This window comes from Polaribacter sp. 2305UL8-11 (genome assembly GCF_058147165.1).
In genome coordinates this window covers 79520-96171 of record NZ_JBYVJW010000004.1, presented here as the reverse complement: position 1 = coordinate 96171, position 16652 = coordinate 79520, and the positions used below count along the sequence as shown (strand labels likewise).

At 29.8% G+C, this 16652-nt stretch carries 10 protein-coding genes; 5 read left to right on the top strand and 5 right to left on the bottom strand.

What is annotated here, in order from left to right:
- Window positions 1–212: 212 nt before the first annotated feature.
- On the top strand, window positions 213–2093 hold the full coding sequence (gene yidC / locus ACY2RW_RS04905) for a membrane protein insertase YidC (RefSeq protein ID WP_490121586.1): 1881 nt from the start codon (window positions 213–215) through the stop codon (window positions 2091–2093).
- A 56-nt stretch (window positions 2094–2149) separates the two neighbouring features.
- On the opposite strand, the gene ACY2RW_RS04900 is transcribed toward yidC, so the two are convergent.
- Genes ACY2RW_RS04900 through ACY2RW_RS04880 form a run of 5 tightly spaced genes read right to left on the bottom strand, consistent with a single transcriptional unit; the run spans window position 2150 to window position 10224 of the window.
- A complete protein-coding gene (locus tag ACY2RW_RS04900; RefSeq protein WP_490121585.1) occupies window positions 2150–2503 on the bottom strand; it encodes a hypothetical protein in 354 nt (117 codons plus the stop codon).
- Complete coding sequence (locus ACY2RW_RS04895) at window positions 2504–3823, bottom strand: sugar MFS transporter (protein ID WP_490121584.1); 1320 nt, start codon at window positions 3821–3823, stop codon at window positions 2504–2506.
- A gap of 2 nt (window positions 3824–3825) precedes the next feature.
- On the bottom strand, window positions 3826–4830 hold the full coding sequence (locus tag ACY2RW_RS04890; protein ID WP_490121583.1) for an isoaspartyl peptidase/L-asparaginase family protein: 1005 nt from the start codon (window positions 4828–4830) through the stop codon (window positions 3826–3828).
- Window positions 4831–4881: 51 nt separating this feature from the next.
- Window positions 4882–7206: a GH92 family glycosyl hydrolase gene (locus ACY2RW_RS04885; protein WP_490121582.1), complete on the bottom strand. Its 2325-nt coding sequence runs from the start codon at window positions 7204–7206 to the stop codon at window positions 4882–4884.
- 48 nt (window positions 7207–7254) lie between these two features.
- Entirely contained in the window at window positions 7255–10224 is a 2970-nt protein-coding gene (locus tag ACY2RW_RS04880; protein WP_490121581.1) for a GH92 family glycosyl hydrolase, read from the bottom strand.
- 62 nt (window positions 10225–10286) lie between these two features.
- Between ACY2RW_RS04880 and ACY2RW_RS04875 the strand changes: the two genes are divergently transcribed.
- From ACY2RW_RS04875 to ACY2RW_RS04860, 4 genes are all read left to right on the top strand, one after another.
- Complete coding sequence (locus ACY2RW_RS04875) at window positions 10287–12623, top strand: beta-N-acetylhexosaminidase (RefSeq protein WP_490121580.1); 2337 nt, start codon at window positions 10287–10289, stop codon at window positions 12621–12623.
- 56 nt (window positions 12624–12679) lie between these two features.
- A complete protein-coding gene (locus tag ACY2RW_RS04870) occupies window positions 12680–13384 on the top strand; it encodes a copper homeostasis protein CutC (protein ID WP_490121579.1) in 705 nt (234 codons plus the stop codon).
- 184 nt (window positions 13385–13568) lie between these two features.
- Window positions 13569–15962: a beta-mannosidase gene (locus tag ACY2RW_RS04865; protein ID WP_490121578.1), complete on the top strand. Its 2394-nt coding sequence runs from the start codon at window positions 13569–13571 to the stop codon at window positions 15960–15962.
- 187 nt (window positions 15963–16149) lie between these two features.
- Window positions 16150–16512 (top strand): DUF3592 domain-containing protein, encoded by a 363-nt coding sequence (locus tag ACY2RW_RS04860; RefSeq protein WP_490121577.1) that lies wholly within the window; start codon window positions 16150–16152, stop codon window positions 16510–16512.
- Window positions 16513–16652: the final 140 nt, after the last annotated feature.

Below are 16652 nucleotides of genomic sequence, written 5' to 3'. Positions count from 1 at the left end.
TTTATGTCAGTTAGAGCGCAGTCGAGAACTATAAAGGAAACTTTTTGACTACGCTCAAGGTGACATTTTAAAAAAAGGAACACATATTGAACTATATAAGTTCATAAAATATAAAGTAGTAAAATCAACATAAAAACTGCTTTTTCACTACATTTGTCGGATTTTTATCAGAAATTAAATCTGATTTAATGACAAATTGACAACATAAAAAAATGGAACAAAAAAAATTTGATATCAATTCTTTTATAGGAATGATTTTATTAGGTGGTATTTTATTATACTGGATGAATACTAGCAAACCTGATGAACCTCTAGACACTTCAACAAAAACCGAACAAGTTGTAGACACTACAAAAGAAAACACAAATACAATTACAGAAAATAAACCTGTTTTTGAAAACGATTCTTTAAAAGAAATTGCACTTACCAATAAATTAGGTGCATTTGCTCATAGTGCCATTAATGGTGCAGAAGGTTCGTATGTTTTAGAAAATGAAGTTGTAAAATTAACGATTGATAATAAAGGTGGACAAATTAAAGAAGCATTAATAAAGAATTATAAAACTTACGATTCTTTGCCTTTATATATGATAAAGGACAACAATGCGTCTTTTAATATCAATTTTGGGACAACTGACAACCGTATTTTAAATACAAAAGACTTGTTTTTTGAGCCTACTATTACTAAAAATGGAGAAAATCAAGTGCTTTCTATGAAGCTAAAAGTTTCTGACTCTCAGTTTTTAGAATACAGATACGAAATGAAACCAAAAGAATACATGGTAAATTTTGCCATACGTTCTCAGGGTTTGTCTAATGTAATTAATTCTTCGAATCCAATTAATTTAGATTGGTCTTTAAATGGTTACAGGCATGAAAAAAGTTTACGTACAGAAAATACGATGTATTCTTATTACTACTATAAAACTGAGGATGAAGTAGACTACTTAAATGCTGGTAATACAGAAGTGATAAATGATGTAGATTGGGTTGTTTACAAACAACACTTTTTTACATCTAATTTATTAACAGATACTCCTTTTAATAATGCAAGTGTAACCTCTACAGATTTGGTAAAAGATGAAGAAATTGATACCGTTTTTACAAAACGTTACGAGTTAAAAACACCTTTAGCATTAACCAATGGAGAGTTAAATTATAATATGAAATGGTATTATGGACCAAGTGATTATAATTTATTGAAAACTTTTAAAGGCACAGATTTAGATGAAACAGCAGATTTAGGTTGGGGTATTTTTGGGTTTTTAAATAGAAATTTATTTTATCCTGTATTTAATTTTCTTAAAGGGTTTATGAGTAATTATGGTTTGATTATTATTTTGATGACTATTGTTGTTCGTATTTTTATGTCTCCTTTGGTTTACAAATCTTATTTATCGAGTGCAAAAATGAAGGTAATTAGACCAGAATTAACAGCCTTAAATAAAAAGTACCCAGGAAAAGAAAACGCGATGAAACGTCAGCAAGAAACCATGGCAATTCAACGAAAAGCTGGAGTAAGTATGATGTCTGGTTGTATTCCTGCATTATTGCAAATGCCAGTATTCTTTGCTTTGTTTAAGTTTTTCCCTACAAATATCTCTTTAAGACAAGAAAGTTTTTTATGGGCTCCAGATTTATCTTCTTATGATACCATTTTTACCTTACCTTTTAAAATTCCTTTTTATGGAGATCACGTAAGTTTATTTCCAATTTTGGCATCTGTAGCTATTTTCTTCTATATGAAAATGAACCAAAGCCAACAAGCAAATATGCAAGCTCCACCTCAAGAAGGAATGCCAGATATGAGCAAAATGATGAAGTATATGATTTACTTTTCTCCTATTATGATGTTATTCTTCTTTAACAACTATGCAAGTTCTTTAAGTTTATACTACTTTATTTCTAACCTATTAACAATAGCAATTATGTTAGTAATTAAAAACTATGTAATAGATGAAAAGAAAATTATTGCGCAAATAGAAGAAAACAAAAAACGTCCAGAAAAGAAGAAAAGTAAATTTAGACAACGTATTGACACTGCTATGAAACAAGCGCAAGAACAACAAGCACAGCAGAAAAGAAGAAAATAGCAAGTAACGCTTACAAAAACAAATACTCAAACCGAAACTTAATTGTTTCGGTTTTTTTATAGACAAATTAGTTTACCTTCAATTTCTTGCGCTAACTTAATATCAGTATTTAAAGATATAATGTTAATTATAATTTTTGTTATAGAATTTATACTTTCTTGATTGATTATTGAATTGGATAAAACATTATTATCTATTGAAATCATAAAGTTATAATCACCTTCATAATCATAAGAATTATATTCTAATTTAATTTTCATTCCAAGTAAGTTACTAGAATAATAAATCCCTTTGTAAACATTTAAACTATTACCTTTTAAAAAATTTGAAATACCTAAAGAGTTAAAAATCTCTTTAGACAAAGTTTCTAAATCTTTTGAACTATTAAAAAATAATAATTGTGAGTTCATCTACACTTTATTCGCTTTAAACCTCCCAAAAAACAAAATATATCCATAACAAAGAATTGTTAAAATAAATGCTGTTTTAAATCCAAAACCGTCTATTAAACTCCCAAATATAAAAGGGATAATTGCACCACCCACAATTGCCATACATAGTAAACCAGAAGCTTGTGCTTTTAAATCTCCTAAACCTTCTAAACTTAATGTAAAAATGGTTGGAAACATAATAGAGTTGAATAATCCTACAGCTAAAATAGACCACATAGACAATAAACCTGTAGTATTTATAGAAATTACAATCATAGCAATAGCTAATGAAGCAAAAATTGCTAACACTTTTCCTGGAGCCATAATTTTGGTTAAATATGCTCCTACAAAACGTCCAATCATTGCTCCTCCCCAATAAAAAATAACAAAAATGGCTAATAAAGATTTTGGGTCAGAATCTGTAAATGTTTTATTAAATGTACTTGCAATAGTATTGGCAATACTCATCATAGTTTCATTGGCAGCAACCAATGGTGCTAAATTCATATCTACAAAATAGTTGACTAAAAAACTTCCTATAGCAACCTCTGCTCCTACATATACAAAAATTCCTAAAGCGCCCATGAGCATCAATTTGTTTTTTAGCAAAGTAATATAACCGCCTTTTGGACTTTCTTGCATAACAGTTGGTAGTTTTAAAAACCCAAAAACGAGTGCTAAAAACCCAATTGCTAAAGCAATTAATAAAAATGGTGTTTGAACTGTTGCAGCCTCTGCAGCATAATAATTGGTTTTGTCTACAGCATTTAGTAATTCTATTTCTGATGATGTTTTTACAGAATCACTCAATAAAAATAAAGCACCTACTACTGGCGCAATTGTAGTTCCTAAAGAATTAAATGCTTGCGATAAATTTAAACGGCTACTTGCGCCTTCTTCACTTCCTAATAAAGCTACATAAGGATTTGCAGCTACTTGCAACACTGTAATACCTCCTGCTAATGTAAAATACCCAAATAAAAATACAGGAAAAGAACGAAATGAGGCTGCAGGATAAAATAACAAACAACCTGCTGCCATTATTAATAGCCCTAAAACAATTCCTTTTTTGTAACCAATTTTAGACAAAATTGCTCCTGCTGGAAGAGAAAAAACAAAAAATGCCACAAAAAAAGCAAATTGCACCAAAACAGTTTTTGCATAAGACATTTCGAAAACGTCTTTTAATCTTGGTACCAAGCTATCTACTAAAACTGTTATAAATCCCCAAAGGAAAAATAATGTAGTTAAAAATATAAAGGCACTTTTGTAAGATTTGTTAGTTGAAGTTGTTGACATATTTATGCTTTATTAAAATAATCTGATTTTATGTTTTTGTTCTCTTTGTTCTTATAAACATTGTAGCTAAACCATTCATGAATAGAATATGCACCAGTTTCTCCTTGTTTATTTACTGCAATGTAACCTACCTGAAAATCTTTATAATTTTTTCCTGGTTTATTTACTATTCTGCCAATAGCTTCTTCACAAGCTTCTTGTGGCGTTTTTCCTTGTCTCATTAACTCTACAATTAAAAAACTACCCACAGTTTTTAAAACTTCTTCTCCTAAACCAGTTGCAGAGGCTCCACCAACTTCATTATCTACAAACAATCCTCCTCCAATAATTGGAGAATCTCCTACTCTACCAGCCATTTTGTAAGCCAAACCACTTGTAGTACAAGCTCCAGAAATATTTCCTTTTTTATCAATTGCTAACATACCAATAGTATCATGGTTTTCTATATTGATAATCGGTTTGTATTCTGATTTTATTTTCCATTGTTCCCATGCTTTTTTGGAAGCTTCTGTTAATAAATTCTCTCTTTTAAAACCTTTTTCTACTGCAAATTTTTCTGCTCCATCTCCAACCAACATTACATGTGGAGTATCTTCCATTACTTTTCTTGCCACAGAAATTACGTGTTTTATGTTTTTAACGCCTAAAACTGCTCCGTAATTTCCTTTTTCATCCATTATACAAGCATCTAAAGTTACGTTTCCATCTCTGTCAGGCAAGCCTCCTTTTCCTACAGATTGTCCTTTTTCGTTGGCTTCTTCAATTCTACAACCTTGTTCTACAGCTTCTAATGCAGAACCTCCTTTTTCTAAAACTTTAGCTGCAGTTTCTACTGCTAAATCTGTTTTCCAAGTTGCAATTACCAAAGGTCTTATAGCTTTTCCTTTAAATGAAATTGCAGTTTTACTTTCTTTTTTATCAGTATCACAACTTATAATTGTTGATGAAACAGCAACGAATCCTAATCCTGTTACTGATGCTTTTTTTATAAAATTTCTACGTTTCATTATTTATTGTTTTAAGACCTTTCGACTGCGCTCATGGTGACAAAAAAATGTTTATTTTTTTGGTTGATTAGACATTGTAAATACAAACTCTCCTCCATTCATTAATTCATCATGCAATATATAATTTCTATCAATTACTTTTCCATTAATTGTTAATTTAGAAACATATACATTTTTTTTAGACTGATTTTTAGTAGAAATTACTAACGTTTTTCCGTTTTCTAAATTCAATGTTGCTTTCTTAACTAACGGACTTCCCAAAGCATATTTATTAGAGCCTGGAGTTACAGGATAAAAACCTAAATTACTAAAAATATACCAAGCACTCATTTGTCCTGCATCATCATTTCCACACAAACCATCTACTCCAATTCCATACATGGTATCCATAATCATTCTCACTCTTGCTTGTGTTTTGTATTCATCACCTGTCCAGTTATACAAATACGGAATATGATGTCCAGGTTCGTTTCCATGCACATAATTTCCAATAATTCCATCTCTAGTAATATCTTCGTGTTTTGCAATGTATTTGTCTTCAATTTCCATTGTAAATAAAGAGTCTAAACGTTTAGAAAACGATTGTTTTCCTCCCATCATTGCTATCATTTTATCTAGTTGATGAGGCACATACAAACCATAATTCCAAGCATTTCCTTCTATAAAACCTTGTCCATGCGTATCCAAAGGATTAAAATTTCTACGAAAAGTTCCATCTGCCAATCTTGGACTCATATACCCATTTTCTTTGTTGAAAACATTGTTATAATATTCAGACCTTTCTAAAAATGTTTTTTCTGTTGATGCATCTCCAACACTTTTTGCAATTTGTGCAATTGTCCAATCATCATAAGCCAGTTCTAAAGTTTTTGATACTGATGAATGGCTTTTATCATCTGGAACATACTTGTATTTGATATAATCGCCCAAACCATCAAAATAAGAAACGTTTGCAGTTGCTACAGATGCTTTTAAAGCCTGATTTTTATCAAAATCGCCAACATTTTTAACAACAGCATCTGCAATTACAGAAGTTGCATGATATCCAATCATACACCAATTTTCATTGGCATAATGGCTCCAAATTGGCAACATATTATGTACACTTTCTTTTTGATGTGCCAACATCGATTTTATCATGTCGTTATTTTTTTCTTGCTGAATAACATTAAACAAAGGATGTAATGCTCTGTAAGTATCCCAAAGTGAAAAAATAGTGTAATTTGTAAATCCATCAGAAGTATGAATGTTTTGGTCTAAACCTCTATATTTTCCATCTACATCTTCGTACAAAATCGGACTTAACATAGTGTGATACAAAGCTGTATAAAAAGTTTCTTTTTGTGATTCTTCTATCGTTTCTACTTCAATTTTAGAGAGTTCATTGTTCCATTTTTGTTGTGTTTCTTCTTTTGTTTTGTTAAAATTCCAATGTGGAATTTCTGCTTCCAAGTTTTTCATGGCACCTGCAGAACTTACTGGAGATAGCGCAAATTTTATTTTTATTTGTTCACCTTTATCAGTATCAAAATTAAAATAAGCACGAATATCTTTTCCTGCCATTTCTGGGAAGTTTTCATCTTGATTAAAACGTCTGTAAAAACCATCATAGGTTAGTTTATCATATTTTTTATGACCATAACTTTTAAATGGTTTCGAAAATTTGACTGCAAAAAACACCTTTTTATCTCTTGCCCAACCTTTGGTTTGTCTGTAACCTGTTAATGTTGAATCATTTTCAACACGTAAAAACGTCCATACATTTTTATTATCATGATGATATACATTGTACACCAAGTCTAACAAAATATGAGATTCCGTAGATTTTGGAAATGTATATTGATGAAACCCAACACGTTCTGAAGCAGTTAATTCTGCTTTAATATTGTAACTTTCTAAGTCTACTTTATAATAACCAGCTTTAGCAATTTCGTTTTCATGAGAAAATTTAGAGTAAAATCCTTTTTTGCCATCTTTGGTTTCAATTGGGTCTAAAATTAAATCTCCAACAGTTGGCATTACTAATAAATCTCCTAAATCTGAATGTCCTGTTCCACTAAAATTCGTGTGTGCAAAACCTACAATTGTAGTATCTCTATATTGATAACCTGCACAATACTCATAAGTAGCAGAATTGTATTTCCCACCTTTAAACATAACCTCGAAGTTGGTTTGGGGACTTAATTGAACCATACCAAAAGGTGCTGTTGCCCCAGGAAAAACATGCCCCATTTTACTGGTTCCAATCATTGGGTTTACAAACTGCACAAAATCTTTTAAAGAGTTACTTTCTTTTATTTCAGAATTTGAGGTTGATTTTGTGTTACAACTTGCTAATGAAATTGCAAAAAATGCTAAAAATATTTTTTTAACCATACTTATATTATATTATAGATTCATGCCTACGCAGGAATGACAGACTTTTTATTTTATCTGAATTTCATCTACAAACAACCAACTTCTTCCATCGTGTTTGTATCCTAAATGCCATTTGGGGAGTTCGCCTAATTTAAAAGCACGTACTTTTATATATCTATATTTAGGTTTCGAATTATTGCCATATTTATTAGAATTAAATATTGCATTTTCAATTTTCACATCATCAGAAGGTTGAGAGTTATCAAATTCTTTATTTTCTAATTTATTAAAGTATTTACCATCTTTAGAACCAAGAATTATTACTTCTTTTGGCAGAAAAATCCAACTACGTTGGTCTTGTAAGAAACCAACTGAAATTTCATTAATTTCTTTTTCACTTCCTAAATCAACAATAGCAACTAAATCTGTATCAAAATACCCTTGCCAAGTTCCAGTTCTAAAATCTTCTGCTCCAAGAATTCCATCAATTAAAGCATTATCTCCACCTGCATTGTATTGATTTGCATATTTTGTCTGTAATTCAATTTTAATATTTGGGTCAATTTTATAAAAATCTGTGGTTATTGTTGCACTTTTTACATCATTTTTTTCTGAATACACTTTTAAAGTTGCTTTCTCAGAAATGGTAAATGGTTTTGAATATTTTTCAAATTCTCCACCCAAACTATAAAAAATAGTCGCTTCTTTATCTACATTTTCTAAAGTAACTTCTGTACTTCCTTTAAAAGCAGTTTTTCCTTTAGCTATAAAAGGTGCAGCAACAATTAAATGATTTTTAATTTCTGTTGATGGGATATATTCGTCTTTTGTTCCCCAATTTGTTGGTTGGTTTGTCATTTCAAAAACCAAACTACCACCATTCATAATATCTTGATGATTGATATACGAATACTCATAATCATCACCATTTAGTTTTACGGATTTTATGTACTTATTTTCTGCTGATTGATTTTTAGCTTCAACCGTAAACGTTTTTCCTGATTCTAAATTAATAGTCGCTTTTTGGAATAAAGGCGAACCAATAATGTATTGATTAGCACCTGGAGTTACAGGATAAAAACCTAGAGAACTAAAAATATACCAAGCACTCATTTGTCCACAATCTTCGTTTCCAGAAATTCCATCTGGAGTATTTGTGTACAATTCTGTTAAAATCTGACGAATTTTCTCTTGAGTTTTTGCTGGTTTATTAACAAAATTATACAAATACGCCATATGATGACTTGGTTCATTTCCATGTGCATATTGCCCAATTAAACCTGTAATATCTGCTTGATTTCTGCCAGAAGTTTTATTTTTTGCAGTAAACAGTTTATCCAATTGATTCTCTAGTTTATCTTTTCCTCCAAGTAATTTTATAAAACCAGAAATATCTTGTGGTACGTAAAAACTATATTGCCAAGAATTTGCTTCTGTGTAGTTAAAATTCACTTCATAAGGATCAAAAGGTGCAAACCAAGTATTTCTAAAACGTCCTCTCATAAATTGAGTACTTGGATCAAAAATATTCTTATAATATTGTGCTCTTTCTGAATAGGTTTTATAATCATCTTTCTTTCCTAAAGACTTTGCCATTTGCGCAATTGTCCAATCATCATAGGCATATTCTAATGTTTTAGAAACTGATTCAGATTCCTTTTCAACAGGAATAAATCCGAAATTTTTATAAGAATCCAACCCTAATTTATCACGAGTTGCAGAATGTTTCATGGCTGTAAAAGCTTTTTCTACATCATAATTTTTGATTCCTTTTAAATAGGCATCAGCAATAATAGCAACTGCATGATAACCAATCATACAGCCAGTATAATTTGCAGCCAAATCCCAAATTGGCATAATACCACCTTCATCATATTTTGCTAAAAACGTATTTACAAAATCGTTGGTTTTTTCTTGTTCTATAATGGTATACAAAGGATGTGCAGCTCTATAAGTATCCCACATAGAAAAAACAGTGTAATAGTCAAAATCTTTGGTTTGATGGATTTTTAAATCCATTCCTCTATAACGTCCATCTACATCTTGATATAAATTTGGTGCAATAGAAACGTGATACATTGATGTATAAAAATTCGTTTTATTGTCTTCACTTGTATCTTCAATTACAATTTTTTCTAATTGTTTTTCCCAAAAGTCTTGTGCTGTTTTTTTAACTTGTTCAAAAGTTTGATTTCCTATTTCTCCTTCTAAATTCTTTTTTGCGCCTTCTATATCTACTGCTGAAATTCCTACTTTGACAAAAACGGGTTCGTTGTTTGGGTTGATAAATTTTAACGCAGATTTTCTTCCTCCAGGTAATCCCTTTTTTAAAGGTGATTGTAAAACATCCTTAAAAGGATGTGAAGTTTTTATCACAAAAAACAAACGTTGGTCTGTTGCCCAAGCCTTAGAATGCCTATAACCTACAATTTCTGTATCAGATTTTTTATCAATTTTGGCGTCTAAAACTTCATCTCTATGCTCCAAATCTAAAATTACAAATTGATTTTCAGCAGAAGGAAAACTATACTTATGCATTCCACTTCTTTTAGAAACAGTTAACTCTACATCTATATTTGTATCGTCTAAATGAACTTTGTAAAATCCAGGTTCTGCAACTTCTTTGTCGTGCGAAAATTTCGATTTATAACCTTGAACCTGCACTGAGCTTGACGAAGTGTCAGCACCATTATTAAACACCTGTTTGTTTGTTGGCATCAGTAAAATATCTCCATAATCAGAAACTCCAGTTCCACTTAAATGCGTGTGGGTAAAACCGTAAATTTCATCATCTGAATAATGATATCCAGAACAGCCATCCCAACCATCTAAACGTGTATCTGGACTTAGTTGCATCATACCAAAAGGCATTGTTGCTCCTGGGTATGTATGTCCATGACCACCAGTTCCAATAAATGGATTTACGTAAGAAATTAGTTTTTTGTCTTTTTTTGCTTCAACAATAATTATTTTCTCTTTACAAGAAATAAAAACGAAAAAGATTAAAATAAGTGAGGTTATAGATTGATTTTTCATCTGTAAATAAATATATTTTTTTGTCTAAATTAGCAAGATAACCATTATCAATCAATTCGCAAATGAACATTTTTAGACAAACAACACAAATTGTAATGTATACAACATTAGTTATACTATTAACAGCGTGTTTTAACAACAAAAAAGTAGCTTTAACTCCATCAATTATTCCTGTTCCTAATAAACAAATTATTAATGAAGGGGTTTTTATTTTAAATAATAATACTAAATTGGTTTATGATGAAGACTTGAAAGAAGTAGCTATTTTTTTAAAAAATTATCTTGAAAGTACTAAAAAAATCAAGTTAAATAGTGGTGCTAAAAACAGTATCAATTTTAAAATTGATGCTTCTATTTCTAATGATGAAGGCTATCTTTTAAAAATTACTCCAGAAGAAATTTTAATTTCTGCAAAAAGTTCAAAAGGTGCTTTTTATGCGTTTCAGTCTTTAAGACAACTATTACCTGTAAATTTTGAAAAATCAAATGAAAAAGAATTTGCAATACAATGTTTAGAAATTAAGGATGAACCTCGATTTGTGTATAGAGGCATGCATTTAGATGTTGGTCGTCATTTCTTTTCTGTAGATTTTATCAAAAAATATTTAGACTTGATGTCTATGTTAAAAATGAATACCTTCCATTGGCATTTAACAGAAGACCAAGGTTGGCGAATTGAAATTAAAAAATACCCTAAACTACAAGAAATTGCAGCATTTAGAGATGAAACTCTAATTGGCCACTATTCAGACCAACCACACAAATTTGATGGAAAAAAATATGGTGGATTTTACACTCAAAAAGAAATCAAAGACATTGTAAAATATGCTTCAGCAAGACAAATAACTGTTATCCCAGAAATAGAAATGCCTGGACATTCTCAAGCAGCTATTGCTGCATACCCAGAATTAGGTTGTACTTCGTCAAGCTCAGCACCAAAACAAGTTAAGGTAGCCACAAAATGGGGTGTTTTTGATGAAGTATACTGCCCAAAAGAATCCACTTTTAAATTTCTTGAGGATGTTATAGATGAAGTTGTAGATTTATTTCCAGGAAAGTACATTCATATTGGTGGAGATGAAGCTCCTAAAAAAAGGTGGAAAAACTGTAAGCATTGTCAAAAACTTATCAAAAAAGAAGGTTTGAAAGATGAACATGAATTGCAGAGCTATTTTATTACTAGAATGGAAAAATACATCAACTCTAAAGGAAAACAAATTATTGGTTGGGATGAAATTTTAGAAGGTGGTTTAGCACCCAATGCAACTGTTATGTCTTGGAGGGGAATTCATGGAGCTATTGAAGCTGCGAAACAAAAACACGATGTGATTTTAACTCCAAATTCTCATTGTTACTTTGATCATTATCAATCTAATAACGAGAATGAACCTTTGGCAATTGGAGGGTTTTTACCTTTAGAAAAGGTATATAATTTTAACCCAATTCCAAAAGAGCTAACAAAAGAAGAAGCAAAATATGTTTTAGGAGCGCAAGGAAATGTGTGGACAGAATATATACCAACTCCAGAAAAAGTAGAATATATGGCTTTTCCAAGAGCAATTGCTCTGAGTGAAGTTGTTTGGTCTAAATCTGACAACAAAAACTACACTAATTTTATAAGTCGTTTGGAGCATTTTAATAAGCGTTTAGATGCTATGAATGTAAATTATGCCAATCACTTATACGAAGTAAAAGGTACTTTGGTTAATAAAAATGGGGATTTGAAGTATAAATTAAAGACTACCACAGACAAAAAAATTGTTTATACTTTAGATGGAAAAGAGCCAGTATATTTGTTACATTCTGAATACAAAAATCCGATACAAATCGATTCATCTACAACTATAAAAGCGGCTGTTTTTGATGATGATGGAAATCAATTAGGAACTATTTTTGAACAAAAAATTAATTTACATAAAGCTGTTGGCCAGAAAATAACTTTAAATGTTGAACCACATAAAGCATACAATGTTGGAGGAAAACAGGCATTAATCAATGGTATTTCTGGAGATAATAAACGTTTTGGAGATAAAGAATGGTTGGGTTTTAAAGGTGATGATGTAGAAATTACCATTGAGTTTAATAAACCAACAGAAGTAAATTCAATTTCTACGCGATTTCATAATGGAAATGGACAGTGGATTTATGCGCCTGATAAAATTTATTCATATTTATATTTAAATGATGGAAGAATAATTACGTCATTAACAAAATTAGTAAACAAAGATTCTTTGCTTGTTGATTATGATTTATCAATAGAAGATGTAATTGAAAATAAAGAAAAAATAATAGTAAATTCTATCAAACTTAAAATTCCAAATTACGGGATTATTCCAGAAGGAAAACAAGGTGCAGGAAATAAAGCTTGGACGTTTATAGATGAAATTGTTGTGGAATAAAAATACATCAAACCTCAAAGGTTTTAAAAACTTTTGAGGTTTAAATTACATAAAATATGGTTTTAGAAATCTGTACAAATTCATATCAATCTGCAAAAAATGCAGAAAAAGCCAAAGCTGACAGAATTGAACTTTGTGCTGAACTTTCTGTTAGCGGAATTACACCTTCTTATGGTTTATTAAAAAAAGTTGCTGAAGAAATTACGATTCCAGTAAATGTTTTAATAAGACCAAGAAGTGGTAACTTTTGTTATGCTGATGCTGAATTCGAACAAATGAAATCTGATATCAAAATTTGTAAAGAATTCGATTTTAACGGAATTGTTTCTGGAGTTTTAAATACTGATAACTCTATTGATATTGAAAGAACAAAAGAATTAATAAAACTATCAAAACCACTTTCATTTACGTTTCACAGAGCTTTTGATTGTGTTACAAATCCCAAAAAATCTTTACAACAACTAATCAATTTAGGTGTCGATAGAATTTTAACTTCTGGTTTGCAAGAAAAAGCAATTGATGGAATTGAATTGCTAACAGAATTACAAGAAATTGCAAAAGATAAATTAACTATTTTGGCAGGAAGTGGAATCAATGCCAAAAATGCGAAACAATTTAAAGAAGCTGGTCTAAAAGAAATTCACAGTTCTGCTTCTAAAATTGTAAATACTGAACAAAGTATTTTTTTTGGAAACACTTCCCAAACTATTTCAGATATTAAAACCATCAAAGATATTTTAAAAGTAATCAAAAATGCTTAAACCATATATATTGTCAGTTCGAGTAATTTTTGATAAAAAATTGTATCGAGAACTTTTTAAAAGTTTAAAAACTTTATTCTCGATACAAAACCGAAAATTTTCAATTTTCAATTTCACTCGAATTGACAATTTTTTTTATTTATTTTTATGTATTTTAATACAAAGTTGTCACCCTAAAGTTGACTTGCCCACTACAATTTTGCTAAACCAAAATTGGCAATTTAAAGGAGTTGATACTCTCGATTGGAAATCTGCAACTGTTCCTGGAAATGTATTTACAGACTTATTACATCACAAAATTATAGATGACCCTTTTATTAAAAATAACGAAGAAAAAGTACAATGGGTTGCTACAAAAAATTGGGAATACAAAACCACTTTCACTCTTTCTGATGAAATTTTAAAAAAGAAAAACATCGAACTTAATTTTAATGGATTGGATACGTATGCAACTATTTTCTTAAACGATTCTTTAATAGGAACAACAGAAAATGCTTTTAGAAAATGGAATTACAACATCAAAGAATTAGCTAAAAAAGAAAATGAGTTAAAAATTATCTTTAACAATACTGATGAAATTGAAACTCAAAAAGAAGCAAAAAACCCTTATAAATTACCAGAAGGAAAACGCTTTTACACCAGAAAAGCACAATTTCAGTATGGTTGGGATTGGGGACCAAAATTAAACACTTCTGGGATTTGGAAAGATGTTTCTATTACTGCTTGGAATGATTATAAAATTGAAAATATTAATATTAAAAAAGTTGGCATATCAAAAGAAAAAGCTAATTTACTAATTGAATTAGAAGAATTTGAAAGCAATTTTGATGATATATATTATGAAGTTTATGTAAATGATAGCATATCTTACAAAAGATATTCAAATCCTCTTATACCATTAATTTTTCCTGTTAAAATTAAAAATCCTAAATTATGGTGGCCTCATAATTTAGGCGAACCTTATTTATACAACATTAAAGTTGTTGTTAAAAAAGACAATCAAGTTTTAGATAGCATTTCTACTAAATATGGTGTTCGAACAATAAAACTCATCAACAAAAAAGATAGTATTGGCGAGTCTTTTTATTTTGAAGTCAATGGAAAACCTGTGTATGCAAAAGGGGCGAATTACATTCCACAAAATAGTTTTCAGAATAAAGTTACCAATGCTCATTATAAAAAACTACTTTCTGATGTGGTAAGTTCTAACATGAATATGTTGCGAGTTTGGGGAGGAGGAATTTATGAGAACGATATTTTCTACGATTTATGTGATGAAAAAGGAATACTGGTTTGGCAAGATTTTATGTTTGCTTGTGCAATGTATCCAGGTGATAAATCTTTTTTAAAAAATGTAAAAAAAGAAGCAGAACAGCAAGTAAAACGTTTACGAAACCATGCTTCTATGGCTTTGTGGTGTGGAAATAACGAAAACTCAGAAGGTTGGAAACGTTGGGGTTGGCAAGCCAACAGAACCGAAAAAGAAAAACAAGAAATTTGGAGAGATTATTTAGCTGTTTTTGACTCCATTTTACCAAATACAGTCGCAGAAAATTCTGAAACAGATTATTGGGAAACTTCACCAAAATACGGTCGTGGAAATCCTAAATATGAAAAAGAAGGAGATGCACATGATTGGTGGGTTTGGCATGATGCTACTCCTTTTGAACATTTTCAGAAACAAGTTCCGAGATTTATGAGCGAGTTTGGTTTTCAATCTTTTCCTAGTTTCGAAACTGTTAATTACATCAACCAAAAAGATACCATAAATTTAAAAACAGCTGCTATAAAATCGCATCAAAAACATGCTAGAGGTTTTCAATTAATTAAAGAGTACATGGCTCGTGATTATAAAGTCCCAACAAATGATGAAGATTATGCTTATGTAAGTCAGTTATTACAAGCCAAAGGAATTGTAATGGGCATTGAAGCACACAGAAGAGCAAAACCCTACAATATGGGCACTTTGTATTGGCAATTAAATGATTGTTGGCCAGCAATTTCTTGGTCTAGTATTGATTATTTTGGAAATTGGAAAGCGTTGCAATACAAAGCTAAAAAAGCTTTTGAGAATGTATTCATTTCTTCTGTCATTAACAATAGTTCTGTAAAAACGTTTATTATTAATGACACTTTTAAAAACTTAAAAGGTAAATTAGAATTAAAAATAATTGATTTTTATGGCAATGTAAAATGGTCAAATACTAAAGAAATTGAAGTAATAAAAAATAGTAGTCAGCAATTTTATGAGTTTTCTTTGAATAAAATTGATGCTAAAAATTCTCTTTTAATAGCCGAATTTAAAAACCAGACATCCTACTTCTATTTTACAAAACCTAAAGAGTTAAATCTACCAAAAGGAAATATAGAAAAAGAAATTATTAAAACAAAAAATGGTTTTAAAATCACCTTAAAAAGTGAAGTTTTACAAAAAGATGTATTTCTTTATTCAAAATATAAAGGTCATTTTTCTGATAACTTTTTTGATTTATTACCAAATAAATCGGTTACTATCGAATTTAAAAGCGAGGCAAATTCTTTAGATGATTTACAAATTAAAACATTAAATAAAATTTAATTAGTAAAATAGGTATTTTTACTTATTGATTTTTTCACTCAAAAAGTTTAACTTCGCTAACTTCGTATATAACGAATTAAAACTCTGTCATATACGAGATTACGTTTTGTGTAATTATTCAACTGACTCAAAATAAATTGAATTTTTAAAAATTAGAAAAAAAGAATAAAAAAATATTCTATAATTAATGAAAAGACAAAATATTTATATAATTACAATTTGTTCAATTATAATTGGACTTTTTGTTTTAAAACATTATTTAGTTGAATCTGATATAAAAGAGAATACAAAAAAAACTAAAGGAACTATTACGAAACTAATGAAACTATATCAAGCTCGATATTCTTTGAGTTACGAGTATAAAGTAAATGGGAAAAAATATTCAGGACAAACTGGAATAAATCCTTTTAAATGCGAAGACGGAACTAAAAATTGTATTGGAAAAAAGTTCAATGTTTATTATTCTTCCAAAAACCCTGAAAATAGTAGAATAAATTTGGGAAAATATGAGAAATTTAAAACAACAATTGAATTTCATAATTTCGAATAAAAAAATTAAAATTGAAAGCAATATAAATTAACGTTGAAAATGGAATTTATGTATGAAAAAAACTACACACAACAAAGTATAAACTTTATTACTGGCTTTTTGCTCACTTGCGAAAGTCCTCGCGGATTTTCTATTCGGTT